Here is a 21,789-nt window from a genome sequence, read left to right on the forward strand (position 1 = left end):
GCCCCTCTCGACCAAAAGCGTTTTTCCTGTTGGGAGGGGCGACCGAGGTCGCCCCCTACGGAAGGCACACTTCCGACGGCCTTCGGGACAGCGGCTAGAACCGGAAGTCGCGGGCGCCGGTGCGGATGCGGGCGAGGTAGTCGGTGGCGAGGGCGCGGCGGCGGTCGTCGGGGACGCGGGCGAGCTCGGCGTCGATCATCTTCCATCCCTTCTCCGCCACCTCGGGGCTGGCGTAGTCGCACAGGTACTCGCCCAGCGTCAGCAGGGCGTTCGGCTGGCAAAAGTCCAGGATCTGACCGTTCTTGCAGAACTCCATGAAGCGGTCGCCAGTGCGGCCGGCGCGATAGCACGCGGTGCAGAAGCTGGGAAGATGGCCCTCGTCCATGAGCCAGCCGATGACCTCGTCCAGGGTGCGCTGGTCGGACACGTCGAACTGCTCGGTGTCGTGGGGGCGTGCCTCGTCCACGTAGCCGCCCACGCTGGTGCGGCTGCCGCCGGAGATCTGCGAGACGCCCAGTTGCAGCGCCGCTGCGCGCACCTCTTGAGACTCGCGGGTGGAGATGATCATGCCCGTGTAGGGCACGGCGATGCGGATGAGCGCGATGATCTTCTCGAACATCTCGTCGGGAATGCCGTTGTCGAAGGCGTCGGGATCGATGTCGCTGGCCGGCTTCACCCGCGGCACCGAGATGGTGTGCGGCCCCACGCCGAACGCCGCCTCCAGGTGTTCGGCGTGCATGAGCAGGCCCGCGAACTCGTAGGCGTAGCCCTCCAGGCCGAACAGAACGCCGAGCCCCACGTCGTCGATGCCGGCGGCCATGGCGCGGTCGTGGGCCTCAGTGTGCCAGGCGTAGTCGGCCTTGGGGCCTGAGGGGTGCAGCTCTTCGTAGCGGGCACGGTGGTAAGTCTCCTGGAACAGGATGTAGGTGCCGATTTCCGCAGCCTTCAGCTGGCGATAGGCGTCCTCGGTCGTGGCGGCGATGTTCACGTTCACGCGGCGGATGGCGCCATTGGCGTGCTTCGTGGTGTAGATGGTCTGAAGGCTTTCAAGAATGTAGTCGAGCGGGTTATGGGCCGGATCCTCCCCCGCCTCGATGGCCAACCTCTTGTGACCCATGTCCTGCAGGGCGATCACCTCAGCGCGAATCTCCTTCTGCGTGAGCTTGCGGCGCGGAATGTCGCGGTTGGTCGCATGGTAGGGGCAGTAAAGGCACCCGTTCACGCAATAGTTGGAAAGGTACAGCGGCGCGAACAGCACAATGCGGTTGCCGTAATAGGCCTGCTTGATGTCGCGGGCGAGCTGGCGGATCTCGGCGTTCACCTCCGGATCCTCGCAGGCCAAAAGCACCGAGGCCTCGCGGTGAGTGAGCGTCGTACCGTGGTCGTGGGCCGGCGTCAGGTTTGCCCGGGCCTTTTCCAGGATGGAACGCGCCAGAGCGGCGTCGTGCCGATGCATGGCGGCATAGGCCAGGGTGTCGAGGATTTCCTGGTGGTTGATGAAATCATCGGCGCGAGGCGAGCGCACATCATAGCGAATCATAGGTTTTCTCCTTCATAGGGTTCCCGCGGTCTACCACGAGGCGGCGGCCCAAGGGCTCAAGCTGCGCCGCCAGGTCGGCCCACTTGCGGGCCGCGCCGGCCGACGAGCGGGGCTTCCCATCGTAGAGTGCGTAGTCGCCCTGGTGCTCGGGCGGCGACAAGTTCGGCATCACGACGTTGGCCCCGGCGAGAATGCCCTTTTCGCGGCCGTGAGGATCCAGCGCCTCCAGCGCCGTCGTGGCCGGCAGCAGCACCGTCGGGTGCGCCAGGCGCACGAGGGACAGCAGGTAGCAGGTGAGCTCAACCGTGCCGGGCGCCTCGGCGGCGAAGGGGGTGTCGCGATGGGGCACGAAGGGCCCGATGCCGCACATCTCGGGGCGGAACTCCTGAACGAACGCGAGGTCGGCCGCCAGCCGTTCCGCCGTTTGGAAGGGCGAGCCCACCATGAAGCCGGCGCCCACGGCGAACCCGGCCTCGCGCAAGGCGGACAGGCACGCCATGCGGCGCTGAAGCGTCATGACCGCCGGGTGCAGCTGCCGGTAATGGGCGGCCGTGGCCGTCTCGTGGCGCAGCAGGTAGCGGTCGGCCCCGGCGGCGCGCAGGCGCTCGTAGCTTTCCCGCGAGCGCTCCCCCACCGACAGCGTGACGGCGCAGCCCGGATGGACCGCCTTCAGCGCGCCCACCACGTCGGCCAGCCACTCGTCGGTCGCCGCCGGATCTTCCCCGCCCTGCAGCACGAAGGTGCGGAAGCCTGCCTGCCACCCTTCCTCGGCGCAGGCCAGAATCTGCTCACCGGTAAGGCGGTAGCGCTCGCAGGCGCGGTTGCTGCGCCGGATGCCGCAGTAGTAGCAGTCGTTGGCGCAGATGTTCGTGAACTCGATGAGCCCGCGTGCGAACACGCCGTCCCCGTAGACGGCCTCGCACACCTCCCGGGCGCGACCGGCCAACTCGTCGGCCAACGCCGGGGTGCGGGCATCAATGAGCGCGGCGTACTCGTCCAGGGAAAGGCCGTGCCCGCGCGCGAGCTTCGCAGCCAGTGTCGCTGGTCTGTCGGTCATGAGCCTCTCCTTTCCGTCGAATACGCGCGATCCTACAAAAACAGGGGGGCGGAACGGCTGCGCAGCGGTTCCGGCCCCCTGCTCCTTCTTCCGCAACGGCGCTAGATCTTCCAGCTTTCCTGATCGGTGTGCAGCCACTCGTGGGCCGTATGCGACAGCGGCTCGCCGATCCAGTCGGCGTACAGCTTCGCAATGTCGGGGTTCTCGTGGGAGTAGCGCAACTTGTCCGCAGCGTCGAGCCGATTCAGCACCCCGGCCCGCGTCTGGGCCAGTTCGCTGTTGAACCGGATGGGCTGGCCACCGCCGCCCACGCAGCCGCCGGGGCATGCCATAATTTCCACGAAATCGAAGGCGGCCTCGCCAGACTCCAACGCGTCCAAAAGCTTCGACGTGTTCTCCAAGCCGCTGGCCACGGCGATGCGCACGGTGGCGTCGCCGATGGCAAGCTCGCGGGACATCCAGGGCGTCTCAGGCGTGGCGGCCGTGGTGTCGCAGGCGCTGAAATCGGGGTTCTCACCGGTGATGAGGTAGGCCGCCGAGCGCAGGGCCGCCTCCATGACGCCGCCGGTGCGCCCGAAAATGGTGGCCGCTCCCGTAGAAAGCCCCAGCGGGTTGTCGAAGGGCACCTCGTCCAAGGCCGCGCAGTCCACGCCAACCATGCGCAGCAGGCGGCCGAACTCGCGCACCGTGAGCACGGCGTCCACATCGGGCGCGGCCTCGGCAGCCAGTTCCGGAGCAGCTGGGGCGTCGGGCGCCAAGCCCGCGTCGCTCGTGCCGTTCCCATGGGTCGCGCCGACCACCGTGGAAAGCTCGGGCACGTCGCACTCGTACTTCTTCGCCACGCAGGGCATGATGGACACGACGAACAGGCGCTTGCCCGCCTCGTCGGCCTCGGCCGCAAGCGTGTTCTTCACCACGGCGCCCATCATCTGGTGCGGCGATTTGGCGCTGGAAAGCTGGGCCGTGAACCGCGGATAGTGCTGCTTCACGAAGCGTACCCAGCCGGGGCAGCAGCTCGTGAACATGGGGCGGGGCGCATCAGAGCCGAGGAATTCCACGAACTCGCTGCCCTCTTCCATGATGGTGAGATCGGCGGCGAAGTCAGTGTCGAACACCTTGTCGAAGCCCACGGCGTGCAGGGCCGCGGCCAAGCGTCCCGGCGTGGCCTCGTCGCGGGAAAGCCCCACACCCTCCCCCCAGGCGGCGCGCACGGCTGGGGCCACCTGCACCACGGTCTCCACGGCCGGGTCCAGAATGGCGTCCATGATGCGGCTCACGTCGTCGCGGGCGGTAAGGGCGCCCGTGGGGCAGTGGGTGATGCACTGGCCGCACAGCGCGCAGCCGGCGTCGGCGATGGGCAGGTTGTCGCGCACGATCACCTTCATCGAGGGGCCTGCGCCGGTGAAGTCCCACACGCCGCAGTGCTGCACCTTCTCGCAGATGGCCACGCAGCGCATGCACTTGATGCACTTGCTGCTGTCACGCTGCAGCGGGAAGGTGGCATCCCACGGCTCCGGCACCGGCAGGGCCTCGCGGGCGTCCTGCAGGTTGAAGGTGCTGGAAAGGAAGCGCAGGGCGCAGGTGTCCTGGCGCACGCAGGTGGCGCAGAGCGCCCGATGGTCGTCCATGATGGCCTGCAGGTTCGCCCGTCGGGCCGCCGCCACCTGCGGGGTGTCGGTGCGCACCCGCATGCCCTCGCGCACAGCAGTGTTGCAGGAGGCCAGAAGCCCCTCGCCTTCCACATCTACCAGGCACACGCGGCACGAGCCGATGCAGTTGAGGTCCTTCAGGTAGCACAGCGTGGGGATTTCCACGCCAGCCGCCGCGGCCGCTTCCAGCACCATGGCGCCCTCGGAGGCCTCCACCGTGCGGCCGTTTATGGTGATGGTTACCATGCCTCCAGCCCCCTTCCGGTCAGCGCGCCTATACCGTACACGTCGCAGCGCAAGCAGCGCCCGCACTCCTGTGCAGCCTCCTCGGCGCTCACGGGTTCTTCCACGTACTTGAAATCGCGCTTGCGCTCGCACGCCGGGCGCTCGGCCACCTGCACGCGCCCGTAGGCGGTGCGGTCGTTGGGATGCGCCGGCGGCACCGTGGCACCGCAGTCCAGCGTATGATGGAAACCCAGCAGCTCGTCGATGTTGGCCGCCGCCGTCTTGCCCGCAGCGATGGCCATGATGACGGTCTTGGGGCCCCACTGGCAGTCGCCGCCCACGAAGACGGTGTCGAAGCCCGGCGCCCGCAGCTCCTCGTCAGCCCGCAGGAAGGTGCGGTCATGCTGCATTCCGAACTCTTCGAAGGGGACGCACTCGATGGCCTGCCCCACGGCGATGATGACGAGATCGGCGGCCAGGCGCACCTTGGGCTTGTCGGCCGGCACCGGGGCGGGACGTCCGCCGCGCACCGCGCCGATGCGCTGGGGCTGGCAGATGAGCGCCGTCGCCTGGCGCTCCGCATTAACTTCGATGCGGGCCGGCGCCTGCAGGCAGCGCATTTCCACGCCTTCCATCATGGCCGCTTCCACCTCGGAGGGTAGCGCGGTCATGTCTTCCAAACGGCGCCGATAGGCCACCGTGACCGAGGCGGCGTTGGCGCGCACGGCGGTGCGGGCGCAATCCATGGCCACGTTGCCGCCACCGATGACCACCACGTTCTTGCCCGTGAAGTCGGGGTACTGCTCGTCACCGATGGCCTCCAGCACGTCCACGGCGCTCATGACGCCGGCCGCGTCGGCCCCCTCAATGGGAAGCGTCTTGCCACCCTGGGCGCCCACGGCCACGTACACGGCGTCGAACTCGTCCACCAGTGAGCGCATCTTATCCGTCTGGATATCGCAACCCGTGCGCACCTCGATGTCGCCAGCACCCAGCACCGCGCGGATGTCCTCGTCGAGGCGCTCGCGGGGCAGGCGGTAGGCGGGAATGCCGTAGCGCATCATGCCGCCCAGGCGACTGCGGCGCTCAAACACGGTCACCGAATGACCCATGAGCCCCAGGAAGTAGGCGCAGGTCAGCCCCGAGGGGCCGGCGCCCACCACTGCCACGCGCTTGCCGGTGGGGGCAAGCGGCGCGGGGGTTTCCACAGTGTCGGCAGCAACGGTGTCCACAATGTACTTCTTGATGCCGCGGATGTTCACCGGGGCGTCCACCATGGTGCGGCGGCAGCGCTCCTCGCAGGGGTGCTCGCACACGAGCGCGCAAGCCGTGGGGAAGGGGTTGTCCTTGCGGATCATCTTCACCGCCTCGGCGAGACGCCCCTCCTCGGCCAGCGCGATGTAGGCCGGCACGTTCACGTGGGCCGGACACAGCGTGACGCAGGGCACTGTTTGGCGCGTGCCGGGGGCGCACATGCCCACTTCCACGTGGCTGGCAAATTCGTCGGCGAAGGCGTCGAGCCCTGCCAGCACCATCGCGCCCGCCTGCCAGCCCACAGCGCAATCGGCCGTGTCGCGCAAAAGCGTAGCCGCGACGCGTACCTCATCCAGTGTCGCTGCCGTGGCCCGGAACTGGGCCACTTCGCGCAGCAGCGCCTCGAGCTTCGGCATACCCTGGGCGCACGGCGTACATTTGCCGCAGGTTTGCGCAGCGCTCGCCTGCAACTGTCCCAGCACCAGTCCCACCGGACACTGGCCCGGCGGCATGGCTTCCACACGGCGCGCGAAGGCCTCCACGAACTCCCCCGTTCGCGCATCGGCCCGCCCCGCCGTCTCAACAGTCAAACGCCCCATAGTTCTCTCTTTCTGTGTTGACGCTAACCAACATACCATAACGCCCGTCATATTTCCAATTGGTAACGAGCCCATTGTAAAAAAGCACTGCGGCGTAGAAATGCCCTCGGGCGCGCGGACGCTGACGCATCAAAACAACCTCTATTGCTACAATACCCTGGTCGTTCTTTCTCAAGTCACCGTTGGGGAAATTTTGCCCAGGGTAGCGGAAAGCGTTGCGACATAAAGGCGGTCGGCGCGGGGAACGAAACGCGACTTTCTCGCGACATAATTGCGGTTCGGCTGATGTAGGCTCTTGCTTCCCGATAAAGCCCTTGGGGATCATTGGGTTTTGTATTTTACTTTAGTATTACATAAGGAAGAAACCTATGGACGAAATGAGAAAGTAATCAAGGGAATACACCCTCAAGAGCGGCAAGGTAATCACTGACGCAGAGATAGAAGCTCTGGCCGAGGCCGCCGAGACGGGATCCCTCCCCGGCCAGTGGTCGGGCAACGTGGTGATAGGCCGGCCAAGGCTGGCCGACGAGCCTCTCGACGTGATTAGCTTCAAAGTACCGCACTCCGCCGCTCTTGCCATCAAGCGCGCAGCCGAACAGGAGGGAGAGTCACGTTCGGCATTCCTGCGCAAGGCAGCACTGGACAGAACTCAACGCGTGCTGGCCGCCAGCTGAGAAAACCCAGCACCCCTTCAGAGTCCCCTGCGGGACAAAGAAAGGATTTTGGGCGATCTTCCCCCTATGGAGCCAGACAGGTTATCGGGACGACGTAGACGCCGTCCGGCCGGCGGTAGGCCGATTGCTGGCCCGTAAGAACCACGAGGAACGAGAACGCCCGTTATACCACGTCAGCAAAGCGATTGAGGAAGTTGGACCGTTTCTGTTGAGGAAGTTGGACCGTTTCTGTTGGGGAAGTTGGGCTTTGAGAAAGCATCGTTTAACTGCCAGATGGGAGCAATTTTCCCTTCCCTAAATCTCAATTAGCGGAAGTGAATTGCAATTCGCTTCCGCTAATTGTATAGTAAAGAAGCGAAGCCAAATGAAAGGATGCCTCGTGAGCGACTGGCCGGCCATAACCACCGAAGAGGTTCCGTGGCACCTGCGCGACGAGGACGTCTATCTCATTCCGAAATCTCGGCGCAGAAAAATCACTTCCACTTACCAGGCGGCCGTCCCGGCCAAAATCCGCCATGCGCGCCCCCGGCTCTCAGCCGAGCTCACCGAGCGCCTCGCTGATGCCCGAATGCGCCTCGTCCGATTCGACGAGCACCAAGACTCGCTGCCCTTTAACCTTCCCAGCCTCTTGCTGCGCAGTGAATCGGCGGCAAGCTCCCAAATAGAAAACCTCACCTCCAGCGCGCGCAATATCGCTCTGGCGGAGCTTTCGTCCTCCGCGCCGCCAAACGCACTCGTCATTGCGGGGAACATCGATGCCATGCGATGCGCGCTCAATCTCGAAGACGCCCTCACGACCGACGGCATTCGGCAGATTCATCGCCAGCTGCTCAAGAAAACCGCTCTTGATTTTGCAGGAGAGCTGCGCGGTGAGCAAGTTTGGGTCGGCGGTACCCCCTACAGTCCCCACGGTGCACTGTTTGTGCCACCTGTGCCAGGCCGCGTCGATGAGTGCTTGGACGACCTTTGCGCTTTCACGCAAACCGAAGGGATAGACCCTATCGCCAAAGCCGCCCTCGTCCATGCCCAGTTCGAAACCATCCATCCCTTCGTCGACGGAAATGGGCGCACAGGCCGAACGCTTCTCCATCGCATGTTGCGCAGCGACGGAGTCCTCCTTCATGCAACCGTGCCCATATCGGCGGGTTTGCTGCACGATATCGACGACTACATGAGCGCGCTTTCATGCTACCAGCAGGGCGATCCGGCGCCTATTGTCGAACAGGTTTGCAACGCAATCGACTTGGCCATGGTCGTCGGGCAAAAGACATCGCGCACTATCGCAGGGCTTGTAGGAGACTGGACGGCGCGCATGCAAGAGCGCTCAGGATCTCGCATCTTCGGCCTACCCGCACTGCTCGTAGAGCAGCCCGTCGTCAACTCCGATTACGTGGCAAACGGGCTCGAGATAACCCGCAGATCAGCAACTTCCATCATCAACAGAGCATGCGAATACGGCATATTGAAACCTCTTGGCAATATGCGACGCGGCGATTTCTACCAAGCCCCTGAACTGATTTCCATCCTCGACGAAATCTCGAGCATGGCCGGCATACGCCGCCTTGTGGCGGGTGCATAGCCTCTGTTTTTCGAAGGAGATCGAGGGGCTTGCGGCGCCGCTACTCCGTTTTTACTCCGTTCCGCCCTACAGCGCCAACTCGTAGATCTCCGCGGCGTCTTCCAGGGTCAGCTTCTTGAAGGTGCCAAGGGGACGCCCTTGTTCTGGGCGAGGGTCGGCAGCATCTTCGGGATGTCGGCCGCATCAACATCCAGCTCAGCCAAGGTGGTGGGCATGCCCAAGCTCGCGAAGAAGGCGCGCGCTGCCCAACTCCAGATGCTCGATTTAGCCAATCATCTTTCGTTTTCCAGCCATCACGCCAAGCAACTCAAATGAGCTTTCGCTAAAATGTCCCTATGGGCAAAGTAGCAAATTCTCACCAGATGATGACGGTTACTGTCGAGCATTTTCGACAAGTATCGCATTGCGTGCGAGAGAGCCTGGGGCTAACCTACAACGAGTTCCTGGCTCTTATTGCACTTTACGAAACCAGAGCGACGCTCGGCGCTTCAGATCTTGCAGATTATCTTTTGCTGCAGAGAAAAACTACTTGGAACATTTTGCTCACTCTAGAAGATCTGGGGCTCGTCTCGAAAACGGTCGAAGAAAACGACCATCGAACCATGAGATGTGCTCTGACGGTCAAGGGAGAAGGCGTAGCCGTCAGAGGGGCCGAAATAGTTGCCAGATTCCTCCGCGAACGATTCCTTCGGAACTTGCAAGACGAAGAGTTTTTCAAATTTATGCGAGATTCCTCCTTGGAGAGCTGCGACCTCGTTCGCGGACACCATGTCGATGCGCTGTCCGTTCAGCCAGACCGAAAGCTCTACTTCGGCTCTTCTCACCTGCTTTTATGGCGCATAACAATTGACGAGTGGAAGCAAGCTATTCGAGGTCTTGCACCTTTTAGTCTTGTCGAGTACCGCGCTCTCGACGTCCTGGAGGCCGAGGAGGTTCTCACGCCTTCTGAATTATCATCGCTCTTACGCATTCCACGAAGCAACGCAACCCTTGTGCTGCAAAAGCTTGAGGGAGCCAATTTGATTCACATCGAAGAGGACGTCGATGACGGACGACAGAGGATCGTCACGCTCACCGAGGCGGGCACCAAAAAAGCAAGCACCCTTCGCCGTGCGGCAAACGAGGTCACCCAGGCAATGCACAGCCCCATCAAGCAAAATGGAAGCATGGTGGTGGACGCATGGTACATGAGAATGTACCTCAATCTTTCAGCAGAGCAGCCCTATTAGTTCCCTCATTGTAATCATTTTTCTGCTATTGCTTTTTAGCAGAGCTCTCACCTGGCATTTTGCGCTAGCTAGATTCAATTGCTGTAATTTTTCTGCATCCCTATGCTCTCCTTGTTTCCACAATCAAGCGAACGGAGGGATCATGGAGACAATCACAAACGAGGCAGCAGGCAATCAGCGGGGCATGAGCCGCAGGGGGTTCATCTCGGGTGCCGCCCTCGGCACGATGGCGTTGCTGGGGCTTGCGGGATGCGCACAGCCGAACCAGACCAACACGCAAAAGGAGTCCGAGCCGTCGAACCAGGATGCGCAAGCGCCCGCGACGCCTGACAACGTATCCGAGACGCTCGAGTGCGACATCGTTGTCGTAGGCGCGGGCATCTCGGGACTCGCCGCAGCCGTGCAAGCCTCAGAGAACGGCAGCAAGGTTCTCGTTCTTGAGAAAGGCGGTGCAGCGGGCGGAAACGGCGCGGGCGCCGAAGGCGTCTTCGCCGTGGGCTCGAAGCTGCAGAAAAACCTGAGCATCGAGATTAACGAAGTAGACATCATCCGCACCGAACTTGAAGAGGCCCAGTGGGTGACCAATGGCGCGCTTTGGTACGACATGGTGCATAATTCCGCCGAGAATATCGACTGGCTGCAAGACAACGGCGTGCAGTTCAACGGTGTTGTCGACAACTACGGTGCCGGGCTTTATAACACCATGCACTGGTTCGACAACGACTCTGCCGTAACGAGCTATATCGAGCCGATGCAGGCCGCGGCCGAGCAAAACGGCGCGGAATTTCGCTTCGGCACTGCAGCAACAAGTCTTAAGGTGGATGCCGGCACCGTTTCGGGACTGTACGCCGAAGACAGCTCGGGCAACATCATCGAAGTTAAAGCCAAAGCCGTCGTCCTGGCCTCGGGAGGCATCGGGGCCAACCCCGACCTCCTCGTACAAGCGGGCATGGCCCAGAACCAAGTGAACGAGATGATGACCAACTGCTCGCCTTCCGTGTGCGGCGACGGCTACAACATGGCCATGGCTGCTGGAGGCCGAGACTTTCTCCGCAATGCCGCCATTCAAGGCTTCCAAATGGTGAAGGCGTTCGGCACTGACACAACCGTCCCCTACAACAGTCCCTTGAACGGCGGCAATGGCCTTGTTGGCAACGGTCTGTGCGTGTGGGTCAACCAAGATGCGCGCCGCTTCAACGACGAGTCTCTAGCCATGACATTCAACATGGCGGCCAACCTTGGCGCATGCCTCGGCAACCGAGAGTCCTACGCCATCTTCGATCAGGCCATCCTTGATGGCTGCGAACTGGACGAGGCCGACAAGAAGACGGTCGAAGATGCGTTGACCAACAACGACGGCACGAGTGTCTTCACGGCAAATTCGTTCGAAGAGCTCGCTGAGCACTTCGAACTGGACGCGGAAACACTTGCGGAAACCATGGAGCGCTACAATCAGTTCTGTGCCCAAGGCTTCGACGGCGAGTTCGGCAAGGCCCAGCCTTTCCTTACCGCCATCGAGAACGGGCCATTCTACATCGCCCGCATCGATGCGCTGGTCGTGGTGGTGGACGGCGGCATCATGACCAACGTCCGCAGCGAGGTGCTCGACGACGCTTCTAAGCCCATTCCCGGCCTGTATGCCGTCGGCTTGGACGGAGCCATGCTTTGGCGTAACGTGTACACGCAGAACATGCCCGGCACCGCCATGGCCAACAACATCAATTCCGGTCGCAACGCCGCCAACGCCGCCGCGAAATATATCGCTTAGCTTAGCTTGGCTTCGCCTGGGTAACTTTTAGAACGTGCGGCTGCGGGAGTCTGCTCGTCGAGGGCTCCCGCAGCCAGCTGGGCCGTCACCACGCCGACCATGATAAACACTCGGCTGATAAGCCTAGGTATGGCGCTCGGCATTTTCTCAATGGATCCCGCCTCAACCAACGCGGCATCGACGGAGAGCTCGAACAAGGCGAACACACAAATGACTGCATAGTTTCTGCCCCCTAAAAGCAGCGCGAAGCCCCAGCGTTGCAGAACGCCGGAGCTTCGCCTCAGGGGAGGGCGCGTTGAGTGAGCAGCTCCGAGAAGCTGCTCTTTTGCTCCTAGCTGCTAGCGGCGGTCTCACCAGCCACGTAGCCGGCGACCATGGCCTGGGAGTTCGACATACCCATACCCGAGCTCTCGTAGGCATAGCCGAAGCGACGCCCCACCGTGTTGCCCGCGGCGAACAGGCCCGGAATAACCTCATGGTCGGCATTCAACACCTGGAACTTGTCGTTGGTGTGCACACCGGCGATGGAGCACACGAACACCCACTTCTCGTTGAAAGCATAGAACGGCGGGTTCTTCACGGGGATGAGGTACTCGGAGCTCTTCATGAAGTCCTCGTCAACACCCTTCTCGCACATCTCGTTGTACCGCTCGATAGTGGCCGTGAAGGTAGCCGGATCCACGTCGATGAGCTCGGCCAGCTCCTCTAAGGTATCGGCCTGGTACACGCCGGTTCCGCTTTTGGCGATAGCGTCCAGCACGTTAGGATCGATGCCGATGAAGCAGGGCATGAGCCGATCCTCGGTGGAGGAAATCTCCCAGGTGAAGGCACCGCTGGGCATCGAAGCTGCAGACACCACCTGCTGCACCTGGTTCACCGGGAACAGAGCCTCGTTCATATAGCGGCGCCCTGCCTGGTCCACTTCCAAATTCGGGCAGCCGATATGACCGCCGTTCGGCCAACCGAGGAAGCCGTGGGGGCCTCCCTCCATCTCGGCGCCGGCCCAGCACATCATGCGGTGGCCGATCCCGTCGTCCATGGGCTCTGCGCTAGAGAGGTCTTCGGTATCCATGTACATGGTGTACACATTGCCTTCTTCCAGCAGCTTCGCCACCTTTTCCTGCTGGAATTTCTTCACCATGGCAGCGTTGCCGGCATAACTACCCGTGCACACGATGACGCCCTTAGCCGCCTTGAACAATGTGCGGGAGCCGTCCTCGGCTGTGGCGATGACGCCAGTTACGCGCCCGGCCTCGTCCTGCACGAGCACCTCGGCCTTGGTATTGTAGCGAATGTCGGCGCCGTTGTCGGCCAGATAGGCGTGCATGCCTGAGAGGAATTCCTTGTAATTGTCCTTCGTAGGATCGCCTAGCACCACATTGATATCGAACACCCGATTCAGCCACAGCTCCGGCTCATCGGGAGCCGGAGAGCACGTGAAGGGAATGCCCGCCGGCGTGAGCACCTTCTCGATGAGCGTGTCCACGAGCTCGCCGGATCGGTCGGCCCATACGCGCCATTGGCGAATGTCGCAACGGTTGGCGGTATTGCCCACGATGTGGTAGACAATCTCCTTTGGATCGTAGGTGGGCTTGCCGGACTGCTTCTGGAACTCAGAGTTCAAGAAGGAACCCTGGTTGCCACCGTAGTGGAATATCTTGTTGCGCTCGAGCATAACCACCTTCGCACCGTTCTCCAAAGCGCCGAACGCGGAAAGCGAGCCGGCCACCGCAGAACCGATAACCACCACATCGGCATCCACCACGTTGTCGCAGTCGGCCTCGGTCAGCGCTGGCGCTTCACCGAGCCAGTCCTCCTCAGTTGCCGAGCCGGTCTCGGCCATCGACGTATCCTTCGGCGCCGGACTGCAACCTGCTAGGCCAGCTAAAGCCGCGGCTCCACCGAGCACAGCAGATCCAGTCAAAAAACTGCGACGCGAAATGCCTTTCATATCAGTCATTGTCTCTCTCCTTACATAGATGCTTTTTCGGAAGCCGAAGGCCCCATCCTTCCACCTGCCGCGGTCCACGGCTCTCAGGTGATGCCGTTATCATGAATGAAACACCTGGTGAAAGCATCATCTAAACTAGTCGATACCCATCCTCTGAAGCAGTGGAAACCGGCTCTACTATCCCCTGGCACAGCCGCGACGAATGCAACAGCCTGTGGTAAGCTGAGCCTAGACGTTTGGGAGAGGACACCATGGGAGCAATAAAATCGGAGGCGCAATCACGGCAGCGACGGCTCGGGATCACGCTCGATCTAGGTATCTACTGGGGCTGGATGAGCCTCGTCTTTTTCTCGACAGCCCTCGCGGGCATCGGCGGCATCGCCTCGGTAGAGCTGGCAAACTTCGTAGCGTTGACCGTAAGTACAGTCGTGGTAGGCATTTTGGCATTTCTTTCGCCCGCTCTGGCGCAGAAGATGGCCGAAAATCATCTGCTGCGAGCGACGACAACCTTGGCCGCATCGACTGGCACGTTGCTGGTGCTCTGGGGGTCGAACGGCGATGCGTTGCTTATTATCGGAGCTTGCTTGGTAGGCCTGCCCGAAGGATTTCTTCTCTATCTTTTCGTCAACCGAGCTATTCGTCAGTGTCACTCGGCGGAGGACGTCGTCGTGCTGTTCTCGTGGGCCCTCCTCATAGCAGCTGCTCTATATCTAACGGTGGCCTTTCTCGGAACCGCGGCAGGTTATATCTGCGCTGCGCTACCGCTGCTGTCGCTCGCGGGCCTCGCGACGGATGCTCATAAGAGGTCCCCGCAGAACACCGAGGGATCGGATGCTGAAACGGCCAGAACGCGGCTTTCTTTTTGGGGTGCCGGCCAAAAGCTCCCCTGGAAGCTGCTGCTGGGCCTCGCCGTCTTCGGCATCGCCTTCGGCCTAATGCGCATTTCCGCCAGCAGCGAGTCTGTCGAGGTGTTCCAAGAGAGTTACCTGGCCCACACTCTCGCTCGAGCCGGCACGACCGTGGTCGCGCTGGTGCTTATCGGCAAGCTGAAGAAGGCCTATTGGGTGCTGAGCACCTTGCAGCTACTGGCCTTTACACTGGGTATTTGCAGCTACTGGCTACCCTTTGAGTCTACCGCAGCCCTCACGGTGGCTGCCACTACCGCAGGGTACACCTGCCTTGAACTCATGCTCTGGGCCGTACTCTTCGAGCTGTTCCTGGAAACAAACGTCGCCTTCAACACGCTGTATGGCATTGTGCGCGGGCTTGTCAGCTTGGCCACGCTGGTTGCCACCGGCTTCTCTCTTTTCGTCATGGCCTCCATGCCAGAAGAAATCGTACATATGGTGTTGCTCTTCTTCTTGCTGGCCATGATCCTCGTTTCGTCGCTTCTGTTCGGAAGCCGCAATGTAGCGTCGCTTTGGGGACTCGAACGCTCAGCCATGGCGCCTGAGACTGTCAACAGTGAGCAGGTCACGCAAGCCCTCTCCAAGCGCTACGGTCTTACCACTCGCGAAACTGAGGTGATGGGGCTACTCATGAAGGGGCGCAATGAGCCGTTCATTTCCGAGGCGCTGTTTATCTCCTCCAGTACCACCCACAGTCACGTCAGCCACATCTACGCCAAAATCGGCGTTCACTCCCGCCAAGAGCTTCTTAGCGTTATCGACAAGGAGCTTAAAAACAACTTCGGTCAACCGAAATGACCCTTCAAGCCATCGATACGCTCAACCACAATGGAGGCGGTCACGATACGGCTGTTGTCGCCGGAGCAAAAGGGAAGACCGATCAGGCTATTGATGCCACTCTCTCCAAAAAGAAGGAAGCGCGGCGGACGAGCAAAGTCTTTAAATGAACGATCTCAGTGAGGCAACGCATAGAACTGAGAGGGATCGTTTTGGCTACTTCCGTGCCACGCCAGCAGGCCTTTCGCTGCCAGACCCTTCAGGGTTTTCGACGCCAGAGTACTCCCCTTACCAGTGGACGCCACAAACACCTTTGTTGATATCTTCCCGTGCGCGTACACGTACCTCACGGGCGAACAGCTCAACGGCATTCTCGATAGGACCTTGAACCATGATCTCTCTTTTCCCAAGGCGACGGAGCTCAAGTTTACCCAATCGAAGAGCACGGTCGGTTCCTAGTTCAACGATAATCGAGAAAGTCGCTACTCCGTTTTACTCCGTTTTACTCCGTTCTACTCCCCGCCTACTCCGTTCTCCCTGGTAAGCGGCTGTTTTTCGAAGGAGATCGAGGGGCTTGCGGCCCCGCTACTCCTCTCTTGCTCTGTTCTACCCTACAGCGCCAACTTGTAGATCTCCTCGGCGTCTTCCAGGGTCAGCTTCTTGAAGGTGCCGAAGGGGACGCCCTTGTTCTGGGCAAGCGTCGGCAGCATCTTCGGGATGTCGGCCTCTTCCACATCCAACTCGGCGAGGGTGGTGGGCATGCCGAGGCTCGCGAAGAAGGCGCGCGTCTCGTCGATGGCCGAAAGCGCGTCCGCTTCCACGTCGCCGGTGGGCGTGAGACCGAACACCGCCTGGCCGTAGAAGGCGAAGCGCGCCGGGTTCTCGGCGTGCACGTACTCCATCCAGGCAGGGAACATGACGGCCAGACCGGCGCCATGAGTGATAGCCGGATTCAGCGCCGACAGCTCGTGTTCCAACCCATGAGTGGCCCAGTCCTCATGGCGGCCCACTCCGGCGAGTCCCTGATGGCAGAGCATGCCGGCCCACATGATGTTGGCGCGGGCGTCGTAGTTGTCGGGGTCGGCCAACACGCGCGGCGCCTCGGCGCGGATGGTGTTCATGAGCGACAGGTTCAAGTTGTCAGTCACGGGCACCGCGCCCACGTCGTCGAAGAAGCGCTCCAGTAGGTGGCAGAACATGTCGGTAAGACCGGCGGCCGTCTGGAAGGGAGACAGCGTGAAGGTGAGCTCGGGGTTCATGAAGGCGAACTTCGGACGCTGGGCGTTGTTGGCGTAGCCGGTTTTGCGGCCCAGCTCGTCGTTGGAAATAACCGTGTTCTTCGACGCCTCGCTACCGGCGGCCGGGATGGTGAGCACCACGGCAATGGGCAGCACATCGTGGTCGAGGGCCTTGGTTTCGAAGAGCTCCCACACGTCGCCTTCCACGCAAGCACCGTTGGCGATGGCCTTCGCGGAGTCGATGACCGAACCGCCACCCACCGCGAGCACCCAGTCGACGTTAGTCTCCTTGCAGAGGCGCACGCCCTCGCGCACAAGGGTGATCTCGGGGTTCGGGCGCACGCCGCCTAGCTCCAAATGCTCGATGCCCGCGGCGTCCAGCGAAGCGCCCACGCGCTCGATGAGCCCGGAGGCCACGGCGCTCCCGCCGCCGAAGTGCACGAGTACCCGCTTGGCGCCAGCTGCCGCCAGCTTCTCACCCACCTGCTCTTCTGCCCCGCGCCCAAAGACGAAATGCGTGGGGGAAACGAATTCGAAGTTTTCCATGGGAGTCCTTTCTGCTTTTCGACACGGCGACACCTTGTCGCCATCGCCGCGCCATCGCCGTCGGGCGCGTTCTCCAATCATGCTCTGCGTCGATGCTAGGGCATCGCCGGCAAACAGGCAACTGTCAGACCGCGGGAAATGTCTCGCAATCTTTGCAAACAAGGCGGCTTGTCACAAGATTGCACTCAGACCCCCGCATGGTCAGGTTGGCTATTCCCCGTGGGCACGGGTTATGAGGTCGGCCATTTCCGTGGCGGTTTTGGTGGCTATGTTGGCCTGGGCAGCCAGACGCTTGTCGTGGGTTACCAGGTAGTTTGCCTTGCACAATTCGCAGGAAGCAAGAACCGAGGCGTCTTCGTAATCCGAGGTGATATCGCGGTAGTGGCGAGCTAGCCACGCCGTACGATCGTCCATGGGAACCGATATCGCAAGATCGGTCATGTGGTCGACGCACCCCCACGCGAAGTTGTTTATAGCACGGGCCGTGCACTCGTCGACAGTGCCACCGTTTTCGCGTACCTGCTGTTTCAGATATCTTCCCACCGTGTAAAAAACTTCATTGACAGCATCCGCTGGTGTTCCCAAATTGGCGTTGTATTTCTCCGCAACGCGAATAAAGCGAGCAGCTTCTTCATGAAGGGGCCGCTCGTGAAGATAGAAATCGAGCCAAATGTTTTTGTCTACAACAATAGCATTCTCCGCAACCGTCACCAGAGTCCCCTTTCAGCCAGTCTTTCGGTCTTCGCCTCGTAGAAAAGATTGTCCCAATATTCATCCGAGAACTCCTGAGGCGGGGCAGCTGGCGGAATACCCAGGGCCTCGCGTTGCGCCTGAAGCGATGTCAGGAAGTCCGTGACCGCTTGGGCACGCTTCTCGCCCTCGCTCATGGCGTCGGCTTCCTCCGTCTCGGAGCCGATAACCGCACGCAAGGCCGCTTCGGACTCGTCGTCATAGCGCGCCGCCACCTCGTAAAGCCGCCGCAGGGCCTCCGACGGCGTGCACCCGAACCGGGCAAAGCGCTCGTCCCCGCGCCGCTTCAGTTCGGCATCGATCCGGAAGTTCATCTGCATGTTCGGCATGGCAACCCCTTTCAGAATTGCTAGCAGTATATCATAACTCTCGACCTTCTATCCATAGTAAGTCGAGAGTCCCCGACAAACCTTCCCTCCGCAGCTCCCGCTTTTTATTTGCTTCGCTGGGCCTGAGACGTGAAAACATGGGGGTCGGCGAGGCTGTGCTAACATGGAAGAAGCTGGGGTACTGTGCGCTTTCACCATCGAGAACCGCCGCGTTGAGGTGGTCGACCCTGTAGAGGCCCTCCCCCGCGTGCGCATCGCCGGCGAGTACACCCAGGAAGGCTTCGAATACCTCGTAGAGCCCAACGGCGGCGAGCAGTAGAGACGACTAGCGAAGGCGACCAGTAAAGAGGCTTCTGGGCGACGCCCGCCGTTCCCACAAGCGCTCTGCCAAGGTCGCCAGTTTGGTATCCTCCGCCGCTGATTGCTGTCGCTTAATCCCTCTCGCCGGGCTGGCGGACGCGGATCTCCTGCTCCTTCACGGAGACGCGAGAATGAGGCGGCACCGAGAAGGTCACGAAGGTGGAGCCGGCAATGACCGAGCCCTCGCCGATGACCGTCTCGCCGCCGAGCACGCTGGCGTTGGAGTAGATGGTGACGTTGTCCTCAATAGTGGGATGGCGCTTCACGCCAGCCAGACGCTGACCACCGCGGGTGGAAAGCGCGCCCAGCGTGACGCCCTGGTACAGCTTCACATGGTCACCGATGGTAGTGGTCTCGCCGATGACGACGCCAGTGCCGTGATCGATGAAGAAGTACTCGCCGATATGAGCGCCGGCGCCGATGTCGATGCCCGTGGAAGAATGGGCAATTTCGGTCATCACGCGCGGGATGATAGGCACGCCCAAGTCGTAGAGCACGTGCGCAATGCGGTACACGTAAATGGCGTACAAGCCCGGGTACGTGAAGATGACCTCCTCCTTCGACCCCGCCGCCGGATCGCCGTCATAGAGCGCCTGCACATCCGTGAGCAACGTGCGCTGAATTTCGGGCAGGGCGTCGAAGAACTTCGTGCAGATATCGGCCGTTTGCTCGCAAATGGAGTCGCTCGTGCAACCGCCGCACAAGTGGTTGCCGCTGCCGACGAGGTCGTCACGATCATCGGAGGTGTAGGTGAGCGCCAAAATGAGCTGCTCGCGCAACACCGATTCAATGTCGATGAGCGTCTGGCCGATAAAGTAGCTGGGGCTTGTAGAGGGCGAGAGCATCTCCGGCCCGAAATAACCGGGGAACAGCACGCGGCGCAGCTCGGTGATGAGCCCCTTGATAGCGGTGCGGCTGGGGAAGCGGCGCCCGGGCTTCGTGAAGAATATCTCATCGGCCTCGTAGTTCTTCTCGATGGCCGCGACGATGCGCTCTAGGTTGTCTCCGAACATGGGCCTTCCTTTCCGTGCGAAAGCGCCGACACAACCGCTCTCCGCAGAGCGGCTGGCAAGGTCGTCGCCAGAGTGGGTTCGCGCCTCAAGGAACGCGGACGCCTCTAGTGTTTTCGATAGGATAGCAGATCGGAGACGCTTGACCGTCCGCAGCCCGCACCGTCACGCAAAACAGTTACTATCGGGGTAAAGATACCGGATGCCATCACTAGCGCACCGCCGCTTGCCCGCACCGCCGCAAGCAAGCACGCAATCGCACCCCGCGCACCTGGCATCTTCCCATACGCACGGAAGCCGGCCATGCGGCTTCCCAAACGCAAGCAGCCCCGTTGCCCTCGCTCGCCGGGGCTGCTTGAATGTTCGGGGCAAATGGCGCTTTAGCTACCTCTCCTCGCAGGCCTCTTCCACGCACTCGTGCTGGCCGGACGGCCCCTCGCCGCAGTAGACGGCGCGCTCCGGATGATCGGCCAGATAGGCGGCCATGGAGTACTGCGTGATGTCGCTGCGGTTGATGATGCCCACGATGTGGCCACTCTCCAGCACCGGCACCTTCTTCAGATGGTTCTCGGACAGCACGCGGCACACGTCAGTGAGGTTCGCATGCACACTCACGCAGATGGGGCTGGCGGCGCCGATCTCGCTGGCGCGCATCTGCATGACCTTCGCCAGCTTCTCGTCGTAGCCCTCGTCGTCGTTCACCGTGCTGTTGATGAGCACGATGGGATCGGTGAACGACTCGCGGCGCGGGCTTAGGCGCTTCAGAATGTCACCGTCGGAAATGAAGCCCACGGGCTCGCCGGCCTCGTCCACAATGGGAGCCGCGGAGATGTTCTTCTCCACGAACAGACGCATGGCCTCCTCTACGGTGGCGTCTTTGGAAAGCGAGAACACGTCGGTCTTCATGATGGACATGAGCAGCGACTTGCGGGTGCCGCCCTCGTCCACGGCCTCTTCCTCGCCGGGCTTGTCCTTCACCAGCACAATGGTCATCACCAGGCCGATGAGACACAACAGCGTGCACACGAGGAAGGCGGCGTTGATGCCGAACATGGTGCCTTGGGCCGCGCCGAATTCCGGCGTCGCGAAATTCTGCACCTGGGTGGACACCGCGATGATGATAGCGGTGCCGAGCGAACCCGCCACCTGGCGCAACGTGTTGTTCACCGAGGTTCCGTGGTTCATGACCTTGTTATCCAGGGCGTTCATGCCCCAGGTGGTGATGGGCATGTTCACGAGCGACATCGAGAACATGCGCACCGTGTACACGATGGTGATGTAAATGATGCTGGACGTGAGGTTCAGGATAGCGAATGCGAAGGTGGTGAGCGTTAGCAGGCTCATGCCCACAATGGCCATACGGCGCGGGCCGTGGCGATCGAACCATTTGCCGGCGAGCGGGTTCATGATGCCCATAAGGATGGCGCCGGGCATGAGTACGAGGCCCGACACCGTGGCCGACAGCCCGTGAAGCGACTGCACGTAAATGGGCATGAGGATGCCGGCGGCCAGCAGCGCGCCCTGCACGAGCATGCCAATGATAGTGCCCACGAGGAAGCGGCGGTTCTTCAGCACATCGACGCGCAGCATTGGGTGCGGCAGGCGCGTCTGGCGAATGAAGAACCACACCACACCGACGATGCCGAGGGCACAGGTGAGCAGCGGCACCGGCGTGAACCCGGCCGAGCCCAGCGCCGAGAAGCCGTAAAGCATGAGCCCGAAGCCCAAGGTGGAAAGCGCCAGCGACAGCGGATCGAGCACCGAGTCGCCCTTGTTCGCCGGCGCCTTGTCATCGACAAGGAACAGCGACGGGATGATAATGACGATGGCCAGAGCAAAAATGAGGTAGAACAGGATGTGCCAGTCGGCTTGGTCGATGACGAAGCCCGCCACGGTGGGGCCGATGGCCGGCGCGAAGGCGATGACCAGGCCGAAGATGCCCATGGCAGAACCGCGGCGATCAACCGGGAACACCAGCATAAGCACGGTCATGGTCACCGGCATGAGGATGCCGGCGCCGGCAGCTTGCACGAGACGGCCGCCCAGAAGCACCGGAAAGTTGAGGCCCACGGCCGCCAGCAGCGTGCCCACGGCAAACAGGCTCATTGAGAACACGAACAGCTTCCGCGTGGAGAATCGATCCTGCAGAAACGCCGTAATGGGAATCATGATGGCGTTCACCAGCGTGAACCCGGTGGTCAGCCACTGGGCCGTCGATTGGTCGACGCTCATCTCCACCATGATGGACGGCAGCGCCGGCGTCACCAGCGTCTGATTCAGCACCGTCACAAAGGCGCCCAGCACGAGCACCGCCAGCATCATCCATTGTTTGCGCGTTAGCTTCAT

Annotated in this window: 16 protein-coding genes and 1 pseudogene; 5 read left to right on the forward strand and 12 right to left on the reverse strand. The window is 61.7% G+C overall.

Annotated features, from left to right (window positions below):
• Nucleotides 1–94: 94 nt before the first annotated feature.
• From hydG to ACW4QM_RS02150, 4 genes are all read right to left on the reverse strand, one after another.
• The gene (gene hydG / locus ACW4QM_RS02135) at nucleotides 95–1,540 is read right to left on the reverse strand and encodes a [FeFe] hydrogenase H-cluster radical SAM maturase HydG (RefSeq protein ID WP_161128251.1); all 1,446 of its coding nucleotides are present in this window, start codon (nucleotides 1,538–1,540) and stop codon (nucleotides 95–97) included.
• Complete coding sequence (gene hydE / locus ACW4QM_RS02140) at nucleotides 1,527–2,597, reverse strand: [FeFe] hydrogenase H-cluster radical SAM maturase HydE (RefSeq protein WP_161128252.1); 1,071 nt, start codon at nucleotides 2,595–2,597, stop codon at nucleotides 1,527–1,529. The genes hydG and hydE overlap by 14 nt, the downstream gene beginning before the upstream one ends.
• Before the next feature lie 101 nt (nucleotides 2,598–2,698).
• Nucleotides 2,699–4,492, reverse strand: coding sequence for a [FeFe] hydrogenase, group A (locus tag ACW4QM_RS02145; protein ID WP_161128253.1), 1,794 nt, complete (start codon nucleotides 4,490–4,492; stop codon nucleotides 2,699–2,701).
• Complete coding sequence (locus ACW4QM_RS02150; RefSeq protein WP_237974558.1) at nucleotides 4,486–6,324, reverse strand: NAD(P)-binding protein; 1,839 nt, start codon at nucleotides 6,322–6,324, stop codon at nucleotides 4,486–4,488. Before ACW4QM_RS02150 ends, ACW4QM_RS02145 begins: the two co-directional genes overlap by 7 nt.
• Nucleotides 6,325–7,377: 1,053 nt before the next feature.
• Between ACW4QM_RS02150 and ACW4QM_RS02155 the strand changes: the two genes are divergently transcribed.
• Nucleotides 7,378–8,577: a Fic family protein gene (locus ACW4QM_RS02155; protein WP_161128255.1), complete on the forward strand. Its 1,200-nt coding sequence runs from the start codon at nucleotides 7,378–7,380 to the stop codon at nucleotides 8,575–8,577.
• 107 nt (nucleotides 8,578–8,684) lie between these two features.
• Here ACW4QM_RS02155 and ACW4QM_RS02160 read toward each other — a convergent pair whose 3' ends face one another.
• Nucleotides 8,685–8,849, reverse strand: a complete 165-nt coding sequence (locus ACW4QM_RS02160; protein ID WP_237974557.1) for a hypothetical protein — start codon at nucleotides 8,847–8,849, stop codon at nucleotides 8,685–8,687.
• A gap of 63 nt (nucleotides 8,850–8,912) precedes the next feature.
• Here ACW4QM_RS02160 and ACW4QM_RS02165 point away from each other — a divergent pair, with 63 nt between their 5' ends.
• On the forward strand, nucleotides 8,913–9,806 hold the full coding sequence (locus ACW4QM_RS02165) for a MarR family transcriptional regulator (RefSeq protein WP_041714718.1): 894 nt from the start codon (nucleotides 8,913–8,915) through the stop codon (nucleotides 9,804–9,806).
• Between the two features lie 142 nt (nucleotides 9,807–9,948).
• Nucleotides 9,949–11,574: an FAD-dependent oxidoreductase gene (locus tag ACW4QM_RS02170; RefSeq protein ID WP_161128257.1), complete on the forward strand. Its 1,626-nt coding sequence runs from the start codon at nucleotides 9,949–9,951 to the stop codon at nucleotides 11,572–11,574.
• Nucleotides 11,575–11,905: 331 nt separating this feature from the next.
• Here the strand turns inward: ACW4QM_RS02170 and ACW4QM_RS02175 are convergent, their stop codons facing one another.
• On the reverse strand, nucleotides 11,906–13,417 hold the full coding sequence (locus ACW4QM_RS02175) for an FAD-dependent oxidoreductase (RefSeq protein ID WP_041714720.1): 1,512 nt from the start codon (nucleotides 13,415–13,417) through the stop codon (nucleotides 11,906–11,908).
• Between the two features lie 36 nt (nucleotides 13,418–13,453).
• A pseudogene (locus ACW4QM_RS02180) lies at nucleotides 13,454–13,534 on the reverse strand (twin-arginine translocation signal domain-containing protein); the annotation flags it as partial.
• Between the two features lie 242 nt (nucleotides 13,535–13,776).
• Between ACW4QM_RS02180 and ACW4QM_RS02185 the strand changes: the two are divergent.
• Entirely contained in the window at nucleotides 13,777–15,231 is a 1,455-nt protein-coding gene (locus ACW4QM_RS02185; protein WP_161128258.1) for a helix-turn-helix transcriptional regulator, read from the forward strand.
• Nucleotides 15,232–15,821: 590 nt separating this feature from the next.
• Here the strand turns inward: ACW4QM_RS02185 and ACW4QM_RS02190 are convergent.
• The 3 genes from ACW4QM_RS02190 to ACW4QM_RS02200 all read right to left on the reverse strand — a co-directional run bounded on the left by ACW4QM_RS02190 (nucleotide 15,822) and on the right by ACW4QM_RS02200 (nucleotide 18,073).
• Nucleotides 15,822–16,994, reverse strand: coding sequence for an iron-containing alcohol dehydrogenase (locus tag ACW4QM_RS02190; RefSeq protein ID WP_161128259.1), 1,173 nt, complete (start codon nucleotides 16,992–16,994; stop codon nucleotides 15,822–15,824).
• Nucleotides 16,995–17,204: 210 nt separating this feature from the next.
• Nucleotides 17,205–17,705, reverse strand: a complete 501-nt coding sequence (locus ACW4QM_RS02195; protein WP_161128260.1) for a type II toxin-antitoxin system VapC family toxin — start codon at nucleotides 17,703–17,705, stop codon at nucleotides 17,205–17,207.
• A complete protein-coding gene (locus tag ACW4QM_RS02200) occupies nucleotides 17,702–18,073 on the reverse strand; it encodes a hypothetical protein (protein ID WP_161128261.1) in 372 nt (123 codons plus the stop codon). Before ACW4QM_RS02200 ends, ACW4QM_RS02195 begins: the two co-directional genes overlap by 4 nt.
• 163 nt (nucleotides 18,074–18,236) lie before the next feature.
• Here ACW4QM_RS02200 and ACW4QM_RS02205 point away from each other — a divergent pair, with 163 nt between their 5' ends.
• On the forward strand, nucleotides 18,237–18,392 hold the full coding sequence (locus ACW4QM_RS02205) for a polysaccharide deacetylase family protein (protein ID WP_161128262.1): 156 nt from the start codon (nucleotides 18,237–18,239) through the stop codon (nucleotides 18,390–18,392).
• Between the two features lie 112 nt (nucleotides 18,393–18,504).
• Here the strand turns inward: ACW4QM_RS02205 and ACW4QM_RS02210 are convergent, their stop codons facing one another.
• Complete coding sequence (locus tag ACW4QM_RS02210) at nucleotides 18,505–19,446, reverse strand: serine O-acetyltransferase (protein ID WP_022741770.1); 942 nt, start codon at nucleotides 19,444–19,446, stop codon at nucleotides 18,505–18,507.
• 381 nt (nucleotides 19,447–19,827) lie between these two features.
• Nucleotides 19,828–21,789, reverse strand: coding sequence for an MDR family MFS transporter (locus tag ACW4QM_RS02215; protein WP_161128263.1), 1,962 nt, complete (start codon nucleotides 21,787–21,789; stop codon nucleotides 19,828–19,830).

The sequence above is a fragment of the Adlercreutzia sp. CNCM I-6207 genome (assembly GCF_977072305.1).